General features: G+C 47.9%; 19 protein-coding genes. All 19 read right to left on the bottom strand.

Going from position 1 to position 19,996, the window contains the following annotated elements; translation table 11 throughout:
• Nucleotides 1–173 precede the first annotated feature (173 nt).
• Complete coding sequence (locus Q0438_RS01565) at nt 174–533, bottom strand: MmcQ/YjbR family DNA-binding protein (RefSeq protein ID WP_299186553.1); 360 nt, start codon at nt 531–533, stop codon at nt 174–176.
• Nucleotides 530–1,138, bottom strand: a complete 609-nt coding sequence (locus tag Q0438_RS01560; protein WP_299186550.1) for a DNA-3-methyladenine glycosylase I — start codon at nt 1,136–1,138, stop codon at nt 530–532. Before Q0438_RS01560 ends, Q0438_RS01565 begins: the two co-directional genes overlap by 4 nt.
• Before the next feature lie 48 nt (nt 1,139–1,186).
• Nucleotides 1,187–1,786 carry a hypothetical protein gene (locus tag Q0438_RS01555; protein WP_299186547.1) on the bottom strand — a complete coding sequence of 200 codons (600 nt, stop codon included), beginning with the start codon at nt 1,784–1,786 and terminating at the stop codon, nt 1,187–1,189.
• A gap of 367 nt (nt 1,787–2,153) precedes the next feature.
• Entirely contained in the window at nt 2,154–3,413 is a 1,260-nt protein-coding gene (locus Q0438_RS01550; RefSeq protein WP_299186546.1) for a glutamate-5-semialdehyde dehydrogenase, read from the bottom strand.
• Between the two features lie 9 nt (nt 3,414–3,422).
• Nucleotides 3,423–4,178, bottom strand: a complete 756-nt coding sequence (locus Q0438_RS01545) for a CAAX protease (protein ID WP_299186544.1) — start codon at nt 4,176–4,178, stop codon at nt 3,423–3,425.
• Nucleotides 4,179–4,472: 294 nt separating this feature from the next.
• Complete coding sequence (locus Q0438_RS01540) at nt 4,473–4,805, bottom strand: hypothetical protein (protein ID WP_299186541.1); 333 nt, start codon at nt 4,803–4,805, stop codon at nt 4,473–4,475.
• A gap of 47 nt (nt 4,806–4,852) precedes the next feature.
• Complete coding sequence (proB, locus tag Q0438_RS01535) at nt 4,853–5,974, bottom strand: glutamate 5-kinase (protein WP_299186538.1); 1,122 nt, start codon at nt 5,972–5,974, stop codon at nt 4,853–4,855.
• A gap of 349 nt (nt 5,975–6,323) precedes the next feature.
• Entirely contained in the window at nt 6,324–6,995 is a 672-nt protein-coding gene (locus Q0438_RS01530; RefSeq protein WP_299186606.1) for a NapC/NirT family cytochrome c, read from the bottom strand.
• Nucleotides 6,992–7,432 (bottom strand): cytochrome c3 family protein, encoded by a 441-nt coding sequence (locus Q0438_RS01525; protein WP_002947156.1) that lies wholly within the window; start codon nt 7,430–7,432, stop codon nt 6,992–6,994. Before Q0438_RS01525 ends, Q0438_RS01530 begins: the two co-directional genes overlap by 4 nt.
• A gap of 244 nt (nt 7,433–7,676) precedes the next feature.
• Nucleotides 7,677–9,227, bottom strand: a complete 1,551-nt coding sequence (locus Q0438_RS01520) for a flavocytochrome c (protein WP_299186534.1) — start codon at nt 9,225–9,227, stop codon at nt 7,677–7,679.
• A 264-nt stretch (nt 9,228–9,491) separates the two neighbouring features.
• The gene (locus Q0438_RS01515; RefSeq protein ID WP_299186603.1) at nt 9,492–10,319 is read right to left on the bottom strand and encodes a radical SAM protein; all 828 of its coding nucleotides are present in this window, start codon (nt 10,317–10,319) and stop codon (nt 9,492–9,494) included.
• Nucleotides 10,319–11,095, bottom strand: a complete 777-nt coding sequence (locus Q0438_RS01510) for a 4Fe-4S binding protein (protein ID WP_299186532.1) — start codon at nt 11,093–11,095, stop codon at nt 10,319–10,321. Before Q0438_RS01510 ends, Q0438_RS01515 begins: the two co-directional genes overlap by 1 nt.
• Nucleotides 11,088–11,945 (bottom strand): substrate-binding domain-containing protein, encoded by an 858-nt coding sequence (locus Q0438_RS01505; RefSeq protein ID WP_299186531.1) that lies wholly within the window; start codon nt 11,943–11,945, stop codon nt 11,088–11,090. The genes Q0438_RS01510 and Q0438_RS01505 overlap by 8 nt, the downstream gene beginning before the upstream one ends.
• 69 nt (nt 11,946–12,014) lie before the next feature.
• Nucleotides 12,015–13,124 carry a double-cubane-cluster-containing anaerobic reductase gene (locus Q0438_RS01500; RefSeq protein WP_299186530.1) on the bottom strand — a complete coding sequence of 370 codons (1,110 nt, stop codon included), beginning with the start codon at nt 13,122–13,124 and terminating at the stop codon, nt 12,015–12,017.
• Entirely contained in the window at nt 13,121–13,897 is a 777-nt protein-coding gene (locus Q0438_RS01495; protein ID WP_299186528.1) for an acyl-CoA dehydratase activase, read from the bottom strand. Before Q0438_RS01495 ends, Q0438_RS01500 begins: the two co-directional genes overlap by 4 nt.
• A gap of 432 nt (nt 13,898–14,329) precedes the next feature.
• A complete protein-coding gene (locus tag Q0438_RS01490) occupies nt 14,330–15,820 on the bottom strand; it encodes a hypothetical protein (protein WP_299186526.1) in 1,491 nt (496 codons plus the stop codon).
• A 93-nt stretch (nt 15,821–15,913) separates the two neighbouring features.
• Nucleotides 15,914–17,383, bottom strand: coding sequence for a hypothetical protein (locus tag Q0438_RS01485; protein ID WP_299186524.1), 1,470 nt, complete (start codon nt 17,381–17,383; stop codon nt 15,914–15,916).
• A gap of 467 nt (nt 17,384–17,850) precedes the next feature.
• Nucleotides 17,851–18,879 carry a c-type cytochrome gene (locus Q0438_RS01480; RefSeq protein ID WP_299186521.1) on the bottom strand — a complete coding sequence of 343 codons (1,029 nt, stop codon included), beginning with the start codon at nt 18,877–18,879 and terminating at the stop codon, nt 17,851–17,853.
• A partial coding sequence (locus Q0438_RS01475) for an acyl-CoA dehydratase activase (RefSeq protein WP_299186517.1) occupies nt 18,876–19,996 on the bottom strand: 1,121 nt, incomplete at its 5' end. The genes Q0438_RS01480 and Q0438_RS01475, both read right to left, overlap by 4 nt.

Raw genomic sequence — 19,996 nt, 5'->3', positions numbered from 1 at the left:
CCTTGCGGCTTTTATTATTTTTGAGCGTCTATCGGATTTTAAAATTTACGTAGGCTGTGTTTTGCAAAACCCAATGCGGTGAAATTTAGCCTTGTGCGCCGAGAGCTTTAAATTTAGCCATTTAGCGGCGCTTTATTTTCAAGAGTAATCACGTGAGCGAAGCTGCGCAGCTTCTATAAAGTCAGCTCAAAGCTAAGATCGATCAGATCCTCCACCTGTTCGGGCGCGATTTTAGAGCTTAAATTTACGCTGATCCAGTGTTTTTTATTCATATGATAGGCGGGCAAAATTTGATCTCCGTCGCGTAAAATCGCCGCCAGATCGGGCTTGCATTTTAGATTTAGTATCTCTAGCTCCTCTACGCTTTTAAGCCCCAGTTTGTCGCCGTCCACGCGCATAAAAACGGCGAACCATTTTCGGTTTTTCGCGTGGCGAAACACGGCAAACTCGGGGTGCTTGTCAAATACTCGCTCGCCCTGCGCGCCGAATTTCTCCTCAATGTAGCTAAAAATCCGCTTCCGTGCGAGCATCATCTGCCTCCTTTGCAAAAGCAGGCGTCCAGATGATCGTCCACTACGCCCGCGCTTTGCAAAAACGCATATACGCTCGTGGGTCCTAGAAATTTAAATCCGCGCTTTTTCATATCCTTTGAGATAAACTCCGAAAGAGGCGTGGTAGCGGGGATCTGCTTTAGATTTTCGTAGTGATTTATGATGGGCTTGCCGTCAAATTTGGGATCAAATTTAGGTAGCAGATAACCCCAAAGATAGTCGTAAAAGCTACCAAACTCGCCCACGACGGCGAGGAATGCGCGGGCGTTTGCGGCGAGAGAGTTTAGCTTTAGGCGGTTTCTGATAAGCGCGGGGTTTTGCATAAATTTCGCCGTCTGCTCCTCGCCGTAGAGCGAAATTTTGTGCGCGTCAAATCCGTCAAACGCCGCTCGCATCGCCTCGCGCTTAAGCAACACCGCATGCCAAGAGATGCCCGCCTGAAAGCCCTCCAGCACGATGAGCTCGAAAAATTTCGCATCGTCCTTTATGAGCTTGCCCCACTCTTCGTCGTGATATACGCGCTCTAGCTCGCTTTTCTCCGCCCAGTCGCAGCGGATTTTTTGCGCGCTTGCAGTAGAATTTTTCAAATTTCGCTCCTTGCGCTAAATTTTAAAAATTGTAGAAGATATGTAAATTTACATCTCCTCTATTTTATCTATGCTATGCCACGCGACGATCAGAAGCGCTCCCGTTATCACGCTGAATGCGGTATCGACATAGTAGATCGCGTCGTGTTTTGTAGCCCCCAATGCCACTATTGCTATGCTAGAAATTACAGAGGCGACGAAACACAGAGCGTAAATTTTAAAAAGCGGTTTTTGCGTGATTTTAGCAAGCTTAAAATTTAAAATCATCCAGCAGACCATACAAAAGACCAACGAAACGAATAAGCCGATAACAAACAAAATAAACATGTATTGTTCCGCTTCGTAAACTGTAGCTAGCACGAAAAATATCGCGACCACAATGCTGCTCGTCCAATAGAGCGTAAAAAACAGTATGAGACGTGCTCTGCACAGGGGCTGAAGCTTTTTAAGCGCTCTGTAAAAATACATCAGCGTAATTACGACTAGCGCCGTCGTCGGGCCGCTGCTTTTATTTTGTAACTGCGGAAAAAAGTCCGAGGCATAAGGTAGTAGCATCGTAAAGAGCATAAATGCCGCCGCACTCATTCCTTCGGCTTTCGCCTTTTCGATGATCTGCTTTCTGCCCTGATCGGTTATATTTTCTTGCATTTTTGAGCCTTAAAAAAGTTTTTATTTTTTGGGGAAATTATATAAAAACGTAGTTAAATTTTGATTGAAAACGTGGCGGAATCGAGCTTTAAACGGCGGCGTATTTATGAGCGGGCTGCGAAATTTAAAACAAAACATCGCGAATTAAAATTTTAAAATTAAGTCTAAATTTAAGCCGTAATGCAAATTTAAGGCAAATTATCGTGAGATTTAGGCAAAGCGAAAATTAGCCGAGCGACGGCGCGTATAAATAATACGCAACCGAGCCTCGGCGAAATTTCTCTTCTGCTTGCAGTTGCGAGCGCAAGAGAAGCAAAATTTCTCTCAAAAGCGCTCGCGAGGCAAGCCTTTTGAAAAAGACGAGCCGCTAGCGAATTTGCCCGCCTCCGCGGACGATATATTTATAGGTCGTAAGCTCCCTCACCCCCATCGGCCCTCTGGCGTGCAGCTTTTGCGTGCTGATGCCGATCTCGCCGCCAAATCCAAACTCGCTACCGTCGCTAAAACGCGTCGAGGCGTTGGCGTAGACGACCGCGCTGCCGACTTCGTTTAAAAACCGCTCGATGTTTGCGTAATCAGTGCTTAAAATCGCGTCCGAATGCCCGCTAGAATGCGCGTTTATAAAGCTGATCGCCTCGTTCGTATCTCGCACCGCGCGCACGGCTAGCACGAGATCCAAAAACTCGGCGCCAAAGTCGCTTTCGCTAGCCGTTTTGATGTTTTTTGCGCCTCGCAGCTCCGCCTCGCACTCGCCTATCAGCTGCTCGCTCACGCGAAACTCGACTTCGGGCATCTCGCGCAGCAGCTCAGGCAAAATTTCGCCCGCCACGCGCTCATGTAAAAGCACGCACTCTACGGCGTTACAGACGCTTGGGCGCTGGGTTTTGGCATTTTTGATTATCTTCGCGGCCTGCTTTAAATTTGCGCTCTCATCGACGAAGATATGACACACCCCAGCACCGGTCATGATGATCGGCACGGTCGCGTTTTGCGCGATAAAATCTTTTAAGCTCTTGCCGCCGCGTGGTATCAAAACGTCGATATACTCGCTCATTTTCGCCATTTGCGCCACTACTTCGCGTTCGGCGCTCTCCACGAGCTGCACCGCGCCTGCTGGTAAGCCAAATTTCGCTCCCGCTTTGTTAAATAAATTTACTAAAAAAATGTTCGAATTTAGCGCGCTAGCGCTTCCTCGCAGGATCGCTGCGTTACCGCTTTTTAGCGCCAAAGCCGCCGCGTCGATGCTGACGTTTGGGCGACTCTCGTAGATGATACCCAGCACCCCCAGCGGCACGCGCACGCGGCTGATTTGCATGCCGTTTGGATGGCTCCAGCCGCCTAGATTTTCGCCCACGACCTCGGCGAAGCCCGCCACCTCGCGCACGCCCTGCGCCATAGCCTCGATACGGGCGTCGGTTAGTCTTAGACGGTCGAGCAATGCCGCACTAAGCCCCGATCTCTCGCCGTTTGCAAGATCTTTGGCGTTTGCCGCTTTTATCGCATCCTTTTGCGCGAGTAGCTCGTCCGCCACGGCGTTTAAAATTTCAAATTTAGCCTTGCTACCAAGTCTCAAAAGCTCGCCGCAAGCGGCTTTTGCGCGCTTACAGATCTCTAAAATTTCGTTCATTTTTGCTCCTTAATCATATTTATATTTTAAGTTTACCATATGGTTTAAATTTGATATATTTTTAAATGCATCATTTAGGTTAAACCCCAGTCGTAATAGCAAAATTTCAATATTTACAGTTATTGATTTTGCTTTGGTTTTTGGCGGATTATTGTGAAAGATATCATTGCGTGCCTTACGAATCATAGAAAATACATTAAAAAGACTATTTTTTGTGCCGTATTCTGGCAACTTTTGCCCCTTGTATTCGCACACGCTTGCAAAAATATCTCTGAAATCGCTCCAATTCGAGCCTATGACGTTTTGCAAATCACCTAGCGTAAATAAATCAAGCACCTCAAAGCTATTCATTTGCTCTGTTAGATTAACCTTTTTGGTCTGCGCTATGTGGGCAGCTTGTTTTATTAGCTTCGCATTTTTTCCGTATAAAAACCAGTCGTCGGCCTTAGAATTTGAACTATAAATTTTAGATAGTACTAGTGCAACTTTAGAACGCAATGCCGTTTCAAAAATATGGATGATTAAAAACATTTCGTGGTGCGATTTTATGCGTTTATTATAGATTGAAATGACTAAATCAAAGATGTCAACATTATTTTTGGCATATTTTTTAATAATGACGGCAGCTTCTTTGCAAGCACCCAACAAATATTTATTGTGAAGCAGTGCAATAGAATTTTTAAGTTTACCGAAGCCCGGCATTTTCGTTGCGTCACAGTCTAAGTTTTCACATAGTTTTTTACAGATTACACTTTCAAGATACATTTAATCATCTTTTGTTATAATAGTACCAATTTGGAGGTCTCATCGCTATGAATTAAGCGAGTATCCGAAAGGAAAGACACTCCAAATTCTATATTTTCATTCAAAATTTCACTCATTTTGTTTCCTTGACTTATAAAAAATCGCAAGCTACGCGGGCTAGTCTAGCAAAGAATATCGCCACTGCCGTACTTGCGGCAGTGTTGTAAAGTATGCTTTTATTCATTTTCTCAAAGATTTCTCCCTATGCTGTAAATTCACTATCAGCCAAACTCATGCCATAAATCCCTTCTTTAGCTATTTCTCGGCATTATATCCAACTTTATCATTCCAATTTGCGCATGGCGCTTTTACGTAATCCACCAGCTCATATCCGCGCAGCTCAAGAACATCTAGCTCGCCGTTTTTATCGGCGTCCGGTTCGTCAAATTTCGCCGTCCACGCCGCGTCTTGCGCCGTAAATTTTAGCTTGATATTCTTTGGGGCTACCGCTTTCTCCCACTCGGCGCGGTTTAGCGTGCCGCCTTGATCCTCGTCGTTAGCCGCTATAAAAATTCTAGCGGGATTTGCCTCTTTGCACGCCCACGCCGCGCCCGTCAAAAGTAGCGCAAAAAATATAATCTTTTTCATCTACGCCCTCCGTTTGAAATTTTAAACGCGCGAACACGGCTAAAATTTCATTGTAGCGCGATATTATCCGCATGTATCGCGTCATCGTCGCTTTTGTAGCCTAAAGCCTGCTCTATCTCATCGCTTTTTGCGCCCGCTATGCGCGCAAGCTCGCAGCTTGAATAGTTGCTAATGCCGTGCGCCAGCAGCTTGCCGTCGGTCGCGCAGAGGCTTACGATCTCGCCGCGCTCAAACTCGCCGCGCACCTCGGTAATCCCGACCGCAAGCAGGCTTTTGCCCGATTTTATCGCTTTTGCCGCGCCCGCGTCGATAATCACCGCACCTTTGCTGATCGCGCCGTATGCGAGCCAGTATTTACGCGAGCTAAGCCGCGCCGCGCCCGCGCTAAAGAGGGTGCCGACCTCGTCGCCCGCCGCTATTTTAAGCAAAATTCCGTCCGTACGCCCGTTTGCGATGATCAGGCTCGTGCCGATCTGATTTGCCATTTGCGCCGCCGTGATCTTGGTCGCCATGCCGCCCGTGCCGAATTTACCGCCCTCGCCGCCTGCCATTTTGACGATACGTTCGTCGATTTTTTCAATAAAGCTTAAAAGTTTTGCGTCTGCGTGCTCGCTCGGATTTTTGTCGTACAGCCCGTCAATGTCGCTTAAAATCACGAGCAGATCAGCATCAATTAGCCCCGCAACGAGCGCGCTTAGCGTATCGTTATCGCCCACTTTAAGTTCATCTGCTACGACGGGGTCGTTTTCGTTTATGATCGGCACGATGCCGCGCGAGAGCAGCTCCGCACAGACATTTCGCACGCTAAGATAGCGCGACCTGTCGCTAAAATCGCCTCGGCTTAACAGCAGCTGCGCGATAATGCGGTCATGCGCCCAAAACAGCCGCTCGTAAAGATGCATCAGCGCGACCTGTCCGACCGCCGCTAGAGCCTGCTTGCGGCTTAAAATTTTAGGTCTTTGCGCGATGCCTAGCAGCCCCATGCCCGCGCCCACGGCGCCCGAGCTTACCAAAGCCACGCAAAAGCCCGCATCTTTTAGCTTGCAAATTTGCGCGACTAGACTTTTGATGAGCCGCTCATTTAGCGAACCGTCCGCATTGGTAAGCGTTGAGGTACCGATTTTTACGATGATACGTTTTGCGCCGCCCAGAAGCTCTTTTCTATCCATTTTCCGCTCCGAAATTTTTGAAAATTATATCGAAAACGGCTTATTTAAATTTTATGTTTTGAGCTAAGTAGATGCGAGCTTTTGGTTCAAATTTATTCCTGAGTAAAATTCCGCGGCTTCTAAATACGAGAAATAAAATTCTTCAGATAAAAAGCTCGATTGTTAGTATAAAATTTTTTTATAAAGCGTAGAGATAGTCTGTTTACGAAGATCGTAACGGGAGTTTAGCTCCCGTTATCGCGCGAAATTTACTGACTTAAAATTTACCGGATCCTTGCTAAAGCGCGGCGTTGAGGTTTAGTTGCATCTCGACGTCGTCGCTAACGAGCAAAATTTTCTTCATTTTAGCCTACTTTTTGGTGGCATTGCCTTCTTTATCTTCAGTCTTCACCTCTTTAGGTGCTACATAATCCTCCCCGAAATATGCCTTCTTTATCTCTTCTTTTTTGATTGCGGCTTTCTTTTCGTAGATTTTGTATTCAGGTTTCCAGTAGTTTAGCATGTTGTTTAGCCCGCTGTGACCTACCTCGGCGTGACAGCTAGCGCAGGTTAGTTGCTTATCGGTATTTAGCAGACTCTTATAGTGAGCGTGCATCTTTTGAGCTTGTTGGCTTGTTAGTTTATTATCTACCAAATTTGTATGACAGCTAACGCAACCGTTGTCAAATACGAAGTGCTCTCTTTTCTCTCTATTTTTATGCCAGTCTATAGCCTCCGGATCTTTAAAGAAATGAATATATCCCTCCATCAATCCATTTTTGGCTTTAACTAGGACGTATTTGGCTAGGTTGTCATGAGGTATGTGGCAGTCTACGCATTTAGCCCTTACTCCGCTTTTGCCTTTGCCGCTATGTACGTCGTTACTATAAGCTATAACCATAGGATCCATCTCGTGGCATACTACGCAAAACTTCTCTCCGCTAGTTTCTTCTAGGGCGTAATGCACGGGAAGTACCACTAAAAACCCTATAATGCCGCTTACTAATATAATAAGCGCTAGTACTTTCTTTGAAATTTTCATGGCGTTACCCCCATCCATTGCGGAACTTCGTGTTCGTGGCACTCCGTGCACATATTGGTTGATTTTTTATGCTCGTTGTGGCACTCGTCGCAGTATAGCGTAGGGCCGTCGTGAACCGAGTTGTGGGGATTTGCTTTTAGCAGATCCATGTATTCTAGTCTTTTAGCTATCTTTTTCTTGTCGCCGTGACAGGACAAACAGCCTTTATCGCCTATGGATTTAAATTTACTAGCGTCGTTTCCTTGTCCTTCGTGACAATCAAGACAGGTGAAGCTTAGCTTTTCGTGATGAGGCTTTAAAGGGTGTTTGGCTCGCAGCTCGTCGGTGACGTTAAGATCTACTAAAGACGTTATCTTTGCGCTTGGGGCGCCTGCGCTAAATGCAAAAGAGCATAGTAGCATAGATGCGCACAAGGCGAGAAACGCTTTATGTTTCATGCGAATTCCTTTCGGATGTCAAATTTACAAATTTAACTGCAAATTCGGCTTTAAATTTAAAAGTACCGCAAGCTGAATTTTCAAATTTAACTTTAAATTCAGCCTGCGATTAAAATAAAATTTGCAAGTATTTCGAGGCGATTTTTGGGGTTGCGCGGCTAAAATTTTGCGCAGGCTAGACAAAATAGTCTGTCAAGCAAAATTTTAGCAAGCTCCGCAAAAAGCGTCTGAAAGACGCCACTAATTAGCCTATATTCTCTCCCGCAATCATACCGAATGTGAGGCAGTCCGCGATCGCCACGCTACCTAAGCGGCTAGCTCCGTGTACGCCGCCCGTGATCTCGCCTGCGGCAAATAATCTTGGAATAGGCATCTCTGTTTGTAGCGAGATAACCTGAGCTTTGGTATTGATGTCGATACCGCCCATAGTGTGGTGGAGTTTTGGCGTACCGCGCATAGCGTAGAATGGCGGTTTAGAGATATCTACGCCGTTTGTAGTGGTTTTATCCATCGGTTTGCCAAAGTCCTCGTCTTTACCCGATTTAACGAAGCTATTATATCTCTCGACTGTCTTTTTTAGCTCTGCAGCAGGGATTTTATAAAATGCAGCTAGTTCGTCTAGGGTTTCAAATTTCTTTAGTACGCCTGATTCTAGCGGTTTAGTGTAGTGCTCAGGTATGACCATATTTTTTACGCCTTCAGAGTCGCAGAAGTTGATCGGATAGATATCGGCTTTTGCGTCGATTACTTTAAACATAGCTTGAGAGCGAGTGCGGCGGTCTGCTAGCTCGTTCATATAGCGTTTGCCAGTTCTTGGATCGACTGAAATTCCGTAGCGGAAGCTTCCGTTTACGTTAAACATAGAGCCAACGCCAAAGCCTTTTTCATCAGGGCACGCCCATGGACCAAACTGTATCCAGCTTAGTTGTACTGGAGTTGCGCCGATCCTAAATGCCTCTTTCATAGCGCCTGCGGTTGCGCCAGGGTGGTTGGTGCTATCTGTGCTAGGTAGGATAGATGGATCTTGGACCTGTCTAAAGAATACGTCGCGGCAGAATCCGCCCGCAGCTAGTACTACGCCTTTTTTAGCTTTTATAGTCTTTTTAGTTCCGGTAGTATTTTCGGCGTCGTCTTTTTGGCTCTTTGGATCAAATTTATAATCCTCTCTGATGATCACGCCGTCTACGCCGCCGTCTTCGCCTAGGACGAATTCGTCAAATTTAGCTCTTTGTCTTAGCTCGCAGCCTTGTAGGTTTTTAAAGTATTCTACCATCGGCTGAACGATACCTGAGCCCGAGCCGTTAGCTGTTTGAAGCGATCTAGGTACGCTGTGTCCGCCTGCGTGAGTAACTTTATCTATGTATTTAGCGCCGCATTTTAGAGTTAGTTTATATGCGTCTTGCGCGCGAGTAGCGATGGTGTCGATGAGATCTACGTGATTTAGTCCGCGGCCGGCTTTTAGGCAGTCTTTGATAAATAGCTCGTTGCTATCTTTGATGCCTTCGGCTTTTTGTTTGTCGCTGTTTGGAACGGCAAAAATTCCGCCGTTAATTACGGAGTTACCGCCGACGCGTCCCATTTTTTCTAGGATTAGGACTTTATTGCCCTTTTCGGCTGCGGTGATACCAGCTGCAAGTCCTGCAAAACCGGAACCGACGATAACTACGTCCCACTCTTCGTCAAATTTGACGTCTTTAGCGTTTACCGCAGCATTTGCGTTTACGGAGCCGAGCGCTAAAGCACCCGCGCCAACTAGGCTCATTTTGAGCAGATCACGTCTTGAAACGTTTTCCATGATGTCTCCTTTATTTTACCGTTATACGGTTTTTTTAGATGCCTAATTTTGGAGTTATTGTACCAAAAGTTAAATAAAAGCAAAATAATATTATTTAAAAATTGTTTTTAAATTTTAAAAAACTGCCGCCGCTAAAAAGCCGCTTATCGGCTGGCTACTAGCTCTAAATTTAGACAAATTTTAAATTTAAATCTCTACATAAAATTTTGTGCGCTATGAGAGCGTGTATCCTGCGCCGGATAAAAGACCCGCAAAAGCAGGTCTTTATTTCTCGCAAAGCTTGCCGCATGCGTCGGCGCGGCATCTGCTGCAGTGAGTCATTTGATGAATGGAGCCGCCGATGAGCTTTCGCATGCTGCGAATTTCTTCGTTTGAGGGCGATTTGATATTTGCAAAAGGGGTGCCCTGCACGGGGATCATCGCCATGCAGTTCATGATATCGGCCTGCCACTCTTTCGCCTTTTTCGCGATACGTGGGACGTGATCCATATTGATGCCGGGGATTACGACCGTATTGATCTTAACGATCATGCGGGCTTCTTTTAGTTTGCGAATCCCTTCCTCTTGGCGCTCCGCAAGAATTTTAGCGCCATCCTCACCTTGATAAATTTTATTTTTGTGGCGCACCCACGCATAAATTTTGCCGCCTACGCCCGGCGTTACGGCATTAACGGTCACCGTCACGTGGCTCACGCCGATTCGCACGATATCATCCACGTGCTCGGGCAGGGACAGGCCGTTTGTGGATAGGCAAAGTAGGGCGTGAGGGAAGCGGGCTTTGCATTTTTCAAAAGTCGCTAGGGTCTTGTCGGCATCGCACATAGGATCTCCGGGCCCTGCGATACCGATGACAGAGATATCCTGTCTAAATTTAAATAGATTTTCCACGTATAGCGCGGCCTCGTCCGGGCTTTGCACCCTCCCCGTTACGCCGGGACGATTTTCGTTGGCGCAGTCGTAGATGCGGTTGCAAAAATTGCATTGGATATTGCAATGCGGCGCTACGGGAAGGTGCACGCGCCCGTAGGCGGCGGACGCTTTTTTGCTAAAGCACGGATGGTTGTCGAAGGAGGGTTTGGCGAAAAAATTCATCAATCTTTTTTCCTTCCGAATTTGATGGCGTCCACGTGGCAAACATCCATACAATCGCCGCAGTTCGTGCAGTTCATCTCGTCCGGTCTCGTGCCCATTTCGCATTTGCGCAAACAGGCGTTGCAGTTATCGCAGGCATCCGTTTTATAAACGCGAAATATTGAAATTTTACGCAGCAGCTCCATTATACCGCCGCTAGGACAGGCGAAGCGGCACCATAAATTTGCGACGATCAAGGATGCGGCGATGAGGGCCACGACGACGGCAGTGCGAACCGCCCAGTACCAGTCGGAAAATTTAAAGGACATGATAACGGCGTTGAGATACTCGTCGCTGGTGCGGATAGGGATCATAACGCGAGGGTTGCCGTAGATAAAATATACGCCCGCGCTAAGCAAAACGGCTAGAACCATGCCTATTTGCGCATATCGTAACTTCTTATTGTTTTTTAGTTTGAGCTTAAAGGCGGCAAATTTGCCCAGCATTTGATTGACGAATCCGCCCGGGCAAAGCCAGCCGCAAAAGGCGCGCCCGAGGAAAATAACCAGCACGGGGATAAACAGCCAAAAGCCGAAAAACACGGTCGCGATCCGCCCCCAGCACGTAACGATCGGACAGGATTGGCAGTTTACAAAAGGCACAATAAAAGGGCATCTAAAAATCCCGTAATACGCCCATTGCCCGATCACGCCGATAAAAATCAGCTGCACCAAGCGACGAATTTTAGTTAGCCTAGAGACTTTTTTCATCTTTGCCATATTTACGATACTAAACATCTTTTACACCAAACCTTTCTATGAGTTCAAGCCCGCGCGCCGAATGGATGGAGGTAAAGCCGTGTCGCTCGAAAATTTCCTGCCCGTCCGAGCAGACGAAGTCCGCAAAGTCATCGGCAAGCTTCTCGTCTTTTACGTATTTCATGATATTTAGCGTAAAGGTAAGCGGCCCCGGCGGGATGAGTTTCTCGTCGATAGGCATGTATTCGATTTTGTCTTTAAATCTATCGTGCGTCGTTAGGCGCTTTTCGATGATGGACGCATCACCCTTGCCCTCTACCAGATCGCACATCATCTGGATGACGCATGAACCGTTGGCGATCATATTTTTCATAACGGGCCCTGTGAGACCTGAATTTTTCAAAATTCCCTTTACCGGTCCGCTACCCGGAGGCGAAGCCCTTAGCGGCAACATCACCCGCACGCCGGGTTCTGCTAGATCCTTCAGATCGCGAATGCCCGCGGGATTTCCTTTCGGCACCACTAAGACGTAGTCGGTAAAACACAGCGGTCTAAAGCGAAGGCTAAGGCCAGCCTTGCGTAGTTTTTGAGAGAGCTCCAAAACGCGAGCGCCGAAAACCTCCGTCTTGCCCTGCAAGGCCAGTAGCGACTTTCCGAGCGCCCCCGCAAAGGCTCCGGTGTACTGGATATTATGCCCCGTTTTAGACTCGTACGCCTGATTTATCTGCGCAAAAGCCTCAGATAAACCTCCGCACGACCAAACCTGCAGCGAATCAGGCTTAAACGGCGTGAAGCCGGCGAGCATCGATTCGGGTCCGGCGATGGCTGCCGCTGCCAAAGCTCCTTTTAAAAAGCCGCGACGAGATTCGTCTATCTCTTTAAATTTCATGCAATCTCTCCTTTCTTTGGATTGTTAAATTTACAAAGCTCTTTAGTTTAAAATTTAGAGCGACCTCGCTTAAAGCAGCTCTATAAACGCCTCTAAACGCGTGCGAATTTGCCCCACGTCTTGTTTGGAATAATCCGTCTCCAAGCTCATATAGTTTGCTCCCGCTTCTTTGCTTGCCTTCTTTATTTTATTTGTCTCGATCGCGTAGGTGTGACAGCCACTTAGCACGACATCAACGACGCCGTGGGCTTGATACTCGCGGATAAATTCCTTGATAATATCGCCTCTGGCGTCGTTTTGATACATCACCGAACATGGAATTTTAAGGTAGCGCTCGGCGATATTTGCGACTAGATCGCCGCTTGTTTCTACTTGGTTTTGATAGCCTTTGGTGCCGGAGCAGTTTTCAAAGGCCACCACGTCCGCGCCAAGATCTTCGATCTGCTTGATAACCTTTTCATACACGCCTCCGCTTGGACAGCCGGTGATAATGATCCGCTTTTTGCGAGTTTTCGGCGGCGTCATCTCCTTTGCGGCGGCTATGTAGGCGCGTATCATTTTAAGCTTCTCCTGCTTGTCGTATATGAAGTCGCTCGCAAATGAAATTTGATGAATTTCGCTGCCCGCTACCGGCATCGGATTTAGTTTGCCAAGCTCTAAAAGCTCCAACATCACCTTGCGCTCTTCGTTGTAAATTTGCACCGCATCGAGCAGCGCTTCATCGGTGATTTTCGTATCAAATTTTTGCTCTAAAACTTTGCGAAATTCCCTAAGCTCGTCGGTAAAAAGCTCCAAGCTCTTGCCACCGGTCATATTTGGCAGTTGCAACACGTGGACGTCCTTGTGCTTTGCCAGCAGCTCATACATCTTTTTCTTGCCGTCGCAGGTCGTTTCGCCTATGACGAGATCGCTGGCGTTCATATAGGGGCATTTTTTAGTAACTGCGTAGCCGTAGCTTGCTTTAATTAGCGGGCAAAGATTACGCGGAAGCTCCGCGTGAGCGGCGTCTATCGGGCTCTCGTCATAGGCACAAAGCCCAACCGGCACGGCGCCCGCGGCGTAAATGAGCTCCTTTGGCGAATAGGTGCAAAACATTCCCACTACGTGTTTGCCTTGCTCTTTTAGATCGTGCAGAGCCATTGCGTTGCGCTTTTTAAGCGCGTCAAAATCCATCTTCATCTCGTCTCCTTTGAAATTTCGTTTGTTTTGCGTGCGCCGATAAGCGAAGCGCCCATCGCGCCGCAGTAGATTGCGTTTTCGTGAGTAAAAATTTCAGCCCCCAGATGCTCGCCTAGAAGCCGTTTAAAGAGCGGCACGTTGCTAAGTCCGCCGCTTAAAAAATAAATTTGATTTTCCAGCCGTTTGATGAGAGAGGCGACCTTGTGCGCCGAGGAGTCCACGATGGCGTAGGCAATCTCGCTCGTTTCTACGCCGTTTGCGCTTAGCGAGACGATCTCGCTCTCGGCAAAAACAGTGCAGGTCGAGCTTAGTTTGATCGCGGGATTTTTGCGGGCGGTTTTGTAAATTTCGCTTAGCTCTAGCCCCAGGCGGCCCGCGCTGATCTCTAAAAATTTGCCCGTGCCGGCCGAGCATTTGTCGTTCATGATGAAGTCCGTAGGCTTGCCACCTTCTATTTTGATAGCCTTGGTGTCCTGCCCGCCCACGTCGATGACGGTGCAGTCTTTCTCGAACAAAAAGTGCGCCCCAAGGCCATGGCATAAAATTTCGCTCATGCTAAGCTGCGCGTACTCTACGCTGACGCGTCCGTAGCCCGTAGCCGTTACGAAGCCCCCTGCGTAGCCTTTTTGCTCTAAATTTTGCTTGATCTGCCGCGCGACTTTGACCGCGCTAAAGCCGCTTGGTAGCAAAAACAGCTCGCAAAATTTGCCTTGCTCGTCCATAACGGCGACCTTTGACGACGCCCCGCCGATGTCGATACCGATAAAATGCATACTCTGATCCGTAAAAAATCTTTCCGACACGCGGAACTTCGTCAAATTTGAGCGCAAATTTGTGCTCAGGTTCGTGTAAATTTGCAGAAACTACAAATGAAGATAAATTTATGCAAACGTAAATCGCGACCGCGATCTGCTTTGGTTGAAATTATAGCCAAAATCAGGCGTAAAAAGCGAGGGAAATTTGAAAAAATATTATTTAGCGCATTAAATTTGAGATTTTCGATGCGGCGAATGAGGGTAAATTTGACGACGGAATTTTAACGTACGGCGTCAAATTTAAGGTAGGTTTTGAACCGGGCGGTAAGCAAATTTGATGGTCGTGAGAGGGCGAGAGCAGACTATCAAATTTGGCTGGCGCAGTATGTAAATTTAGCCCGATCAAAAATGGGCTAAAATGCTAAATCCTACTAACCAAAAAGAGCCAGCCTACCGATAAACCTCGCCGTCGATTATCGCCATGGCTTTGTTGTCTTTACTGCGCGGCGGAGTGTAGAAAAAGCTGTGACGAACAACCGTGCCGTCGTCGTATTTGAGCGTTAGTTCGCCTTGATCGAGCGTGTATGAGCCCTCGTCGCTGCGCGATTTTGAGCTACCCCCGTCTATGCTGCCGCCTGGGGTACCCGAGGTTGCCATAGCATACGACGATCCGCCCGAGCTAAAGCGCCCTTTGCCGTCAAAGCAGTAGTATCCGCTCACGCCTACGCTTACGGTATCGCTGCCGCCCGACCAGCCGTACAGGGACGACGAGCTGTCCTTGCGAAACGAGAAGCACTCTTTTGGCATTTGGCTTGGGATTTGTGCCTGAAACATATAGTACCCCGTGCCGATTGAGTTCCACAAAAAGGTGCAGTCGTCGTTCTCGCAGTAGTAGCTCGTATCGTAGCCGTCGTTGCTGGTTATCGTTAGGATGCCATCTTTGACCTTATACGTGCCGTCGATGCGCGTGCGCCAGTCGGGCTTTTCTAGGCGGCTCGCGTAGGTGCCGTCGTCGCGTAGGTAAAAGGAATAATCCTCGCTCGTGTTTAAAAGCATGTTAAATTTCGTACCGCCAAATACTCCCGAGCCTTTTTTGCTCGCCCCGGCGCTACTATGTTTGACGCTAGAGTCCTTTGCGGGTTTTGCGGACTCGGCTGAATTTGAGCTTGATTTGTTTGCTTTTGCCTGCGCGCTAATTGCGCTTTTTTTAAAGATAAACAAGGCCTCTTGCCCGTCTGCGACTTGTTTGTATTCGAGCATGCCGTCTTTTAGCCAAAACTCGCCCAGCCCTTTAGCGCTAAGCGCGTATTTGCCGCCGCCTAGACTTTCGTAGCCGCTTTTACCCGCACTATTGTTGCACGAACCGTCCGGATTTGCGCCCACGATGCCTACCGTCACTTCATCGCCGCCGATCTCAAAAAACGAGTCGCCGAAGCACTTTTGCCCCGCGACTTTAAAGCTCTGCCCCTGCGCCTTTAGCGAGACTAGTTCCCATCTGCCCTCGATCTCGCTTAAATTTGACCCGCCGGGGCTTGCTTGATTTACGGCGCCGTTTACGATGCCAGCTAAATTTACCTCGTCTTTTTTAAAGGTAAATACGATTTCATTGCCGCCCGTGCCTTGTTTGTATTCGAGCGAGCCGTTATTTAGCCGTAGCTCTGCGCCGCCAAGCGAGTATCTACCACCGCCTAGGTTTTTTAGAGCGAAGTTTTGTTCGGCTTTTTCGCAGTATTTACCGTCCGCGCTACTTAGGCTTAGGCGCGCGTTATCGCCGCTAGCCTCGATAAAAGAGTCTTCAAGGCACTTTTGTCCGGCCGTTTTAAACGTTTGCCCCTGCGCCGTAACCGAAACGATGCTCCATCTGCCCTCTATCTCGCTAGCGCTTAAATTTAATCCGAGGCAAAGCGCCGCGAGGATTGCAAAAAATTTAAATTTAGCCATATTTTTCCTTTCGTAAATTTTTAAGCCATCTGCGGCGGTTTTGCCTTCGGCTTTTTGTTCTCAAATTTGCCCTGGTTTTACGCCGATGGGTTGCTATTCGTCCAAAAAATGTATCACGCCGTCGATGACCGCTCCACCTGCCTTGCCTTCGCTAGTAGGTGGGATATAAAAAAAGCTATGACGCTGCGTCCGTCCGTCGTCGTATCTGAGCGTGAGCTCGCCCGCGTCTAGCGTATATGAGCCCGCGCTACTGCTAGATCTTGTTCCGCCGCCGCCCACATTGCTCATGGCGGCGGAGGAGTAGGCCCAACTGCCGTCCTTGAAGCGGCCTTTGCCGTCGAAGTCATAGTACCCGCTCACGCCGCCGCCCACGATATCTGTGCCGCCCGAGGCGTTATAGACGGACATGGAGCCAACGGCGGTGAATGAGTAGCTGCCCTTTGGCACCTCATTTAAGATTTGAGCGTTAAAGAGATGGTATCCGCCGTCGCTCCACAAAAACGTGCAGTCCGCATTCTCGCAGCTATATGTGCTTTGCTCGCCGTCGTTGGCGGTTCGTACGATTTTTTTGCCGTCTTTTTTATACGTGCCGTCGATGCGCGTGCGCCAGTCGGGCTTTTCTAAACGGCTCGCGTAAGTGCCGTCGTCGCGCAGATAAAAGGATATGTCGGTATTGGTGTTTATGAAGAACCACTTGCCTGCAAACACGCCCGTGCCTTTTTTGCTCGCTCCCGCGTCGCTATGCTTGACGCTAGGGTCTTTTTCGGGCTCTAAATTTGAGCTTGATTTGGCTTGCGCCTGATTTGAGCTAGCCTGCGCCGCGCGGCTTTTTTTAAAGGTAAACAAGATGCCGCCCGCGCTTTGTTCGTATTCGAGCGAGCCGTTTTTCAGCCTAAATTCGCCCGCATCGTTATCTAGCGCGTATCTGCCTGCGCCAAGGCTTTTGTAGCCGCTTTCTCCTGCGCCCGTCTTGCACGAACCGTCCGGATTTGCCGCTACGATGCTAACAGTCGCTTTGCCGCCTGTGATCTGGAAAAACGAATCCTCAAAGCACTTTTGGCCCGCCGTTTTAAACGTCTGCCCTTGTGCTGCGACCGAGTCGATCTCCCATCTGCCCTCTAGCTCGTCTGTGCTCAAATTTGAGCCGGTTGCCGTTGCCGCGGCTTTGTTTGCGGCCGCGTCTTTTTTGAATGAAAAAACGATAAATTTGCCGCCGTCTAAGGACTGTTTTACCTTTAGCGCATCTTTATCTAGCCAAAACTCGCCGATAGGACCCAGCGCGTATTTGCCAGCACCTATGCTTTTAAAGGCGTAGCTTGCCGCGCCGCTTTTGCACGCGCCGTCCTCGCCTACGGAGCTAAGGCCCAGCTTTGCCTCGCGGCCGTTAACCTCGAAAAACGAATCCTCAAAGCACTTCTGCCCCGCCGTTTGCACCTCCTGCCCGTCTATGTTTGCCGAGACGATGCTCCACCTACCCTCCAGCTCGCTAGCGCTTAAATTTAACCCGAGGCAAAGCGCCGCGATGGTCGCAAAAAGCTTGACTGTAAATTTGAGACCGTTCATATTTACCCTTTTTTTGAAAATTTGTAAATCAAAATTGATAGCCGATTTTAACATCGGGAAATAAATTTAAAGATGACCTAAATCAAGAAAAATTATGAAAAAACTAAAACAAGCTGAGCTCTAACTTAAAAATGCGTCTATAAATCACGCTACTTAGCTCACCGCCGCCAAGAAAATCCAAATGATCTTGCCGTATTGCTTCGTCCATGGCGTAAAAAGCAGGGTTAGTAACACGTTCTTAAAAATACTGTAAAATGTATATTTATAGTTTTTATTACGCTCAAAACGTATCCAAATTTAAACTATAGGCACATGAAATTAGTATTTGTTTGCGGTTAAATTTGAGCCTAGACAAGGCATCGCGAGTGCTGAATAAATTTTACGACGGTTTCTAAATCGGTAGATAAATTTTAGAAATTAAGGAGTAAATTTAAAGAGAAATTTGAGCCCGGAGTCGGGCTCAAATTTTAGTGTAGGTCAGACCAGACTTTGCGTTTCCAAAGCCATCCGAATATACCGAAAATCAAGAAGTAGATCATCGCGTTTATGCCTAGGCTTTCGCGCTCGGCTTTTTTAGCGTCGCCCGCTTTTGCCATATAGGCTACGACTTTGTCCTCGCTAGCTTTATTTAGACCTACGCGAGGCATCGAGGTGCCCGGTAGCATTTTTTGCGTGTCGTTTATAAATTTATGCAGATAATCATCGCCTTTTGAGCGGATCATCATCGATAAATCAGGAGGGTTTGAGCCCATGTAGGCAGCCAAATTTACGCGGTTAGTTAGAACGTATTTGTTTTCGTATTTCATATCATGGCATCTCTGACACGCATCGAGAAATACCTTCTCGTCGCTGATTTCTTTAGGCGCAATAGACTTTAGATATGCGACCATATCAGCTATCTCGGCGTTTGGATCCTCTCCGCCGGCCCCGAAAAAGGCAGGCATCGGATATGGAGTTTCGTCGTTAAATTTATGCGTTAGTTTTAGCGCCTTGGTCGGATCTTTGATAAGGGCTGCCAAGAAATGCTCGTCGTATATCGCTCCCGCGCTGCTAAGATCGGGCGGCACTACGCCGTACGCTTCGCTAAGTTCAGCAGCGCTCATAGCTGTCGGCATACCCGCAGCCTCGACGCCGTGACAGCCTGCGCAGCCAGCATTTGCAAAGGTTTCTGCGCCTTTAGTCGCGTCGCCTTTGGCTAAATTTATAGCCTTTATATCGTTCCAAAACGCGGTGTAGTCTTCGAGAGATTTTTGTGCCTCTTCGAGATCTTTTTGTGCTCTGGCGACTTTTTTCTCGTCATTCAGAGCTTTTGTCGCATCAAGGGCTTTTTGTCTAGCTTCTACCACGGATTTGGCTTGATTTATATCCTCGGCGCCAAAGTCGTAATCGGCCGCGCCGACGTGCGGATGCATGACGTTATGCGCGTAAGGCTCGATACCCCAGTATGTTACGCCGGTTAAAATAACTACGATTATGAAAATTTTTAACTCTCTCATTTTACCGCTCCTTTTTTCTCAAGAGTCGTTATGATAGGTAAAACGACAAAAAGCAGAACGAAAAACGTAATGGTCGAGTAAAATCCTATCCATGAGTTTGAAATACCAAGCGTCACGCCGTCGGCAGGTAGCTTACCGAAGATCGTAAGCACGATCATATCGACCACTAGCAGCCAGAACCATACAAAAAAGCCCTTTCTCTCGTGAGCCGGAGCCACGACGTCGCTTCTGTCGTAAAGCGGCATGAAAAATAGAGCTACGCCCGCGATCGCAAACGCGATAAGGCAGATATTGTAAGCTTTAAAGCCGAAAATGTCGAAGAAAAATCCGCGTAAAATCTCATACTGCCACAAGAAATACCACTCAGGATAGATGTGTGGAGGGGTTTTTAGAGCGTTGCCCGGCTCGAAATTTATCGGATCCATCGCAAAGTTGAAATGGAAACAGACTAAATAGAAAAAGAAAATCATAAAAAAGCCGATGTACATAAAGTCTTTTGCCAAAAATCCCGGCCAAAACGGAATAACTTTAGCATTTTTCTTATCGCCGCTTAGGTATTTTTCAGCCTCGATATCAAAGTCTATCTCTTCGCCCGTTTCTACGCCATTTGCGCTTAGCGAGACGATCTCGCTTTCTGCAAAAACAGTGCACGTTGAGCTAATTTTAATCGCGGGATTTTTGCGGGCGGTTTTGTAAATTTCGCTAAGCTCAAGCCCCAAGCGGCCCGCGCTGATCTCTAAAAATTTACCCGTGCCGGCCGAGCATTTGTCGTTCATGATAAAATCCGCTGGTTTGCCGTTTTCTATTTTGATCGCTTTGGTGTCTTGCCCGCCCACATCGATGACGGTGCAGTCTTGCTCAAATAAAAAGTGTGCCCCAAGCCCGTGGCATAAAATTTCGCTCATGCTAAGCCGCGCGTAGTCCACGCTGACGCGCCCGTAGCCTGTAGCCGTCACGAAGCCCCCCGCGTAGCCTTTTTGCTCCAAATTTTGCTTGATCTGCCAAGCGACTCTAACTGCGCTAAAGCCGCTTGACAGCAAAAACAGCTCGCAAAATTTGCCGTGCTCGTCCATAACGGCGACCTTTGACGACGCCCCGCCGATGTCGATACCGATAA

The organism is uncultured Campylobacter sp. (genome assembly GCF_938030785.1).
Lineage (GTDB): Bacteria > Campylobacterota > Campylobacteria > Campylobacterales > Campylobacteraceae > Campylobacter_B.
The sequence above is the reverse complement of the archived record's forward strand: the minus strand, read 5'-3'. Positions and strand labels throughout refer to the sequence as shown.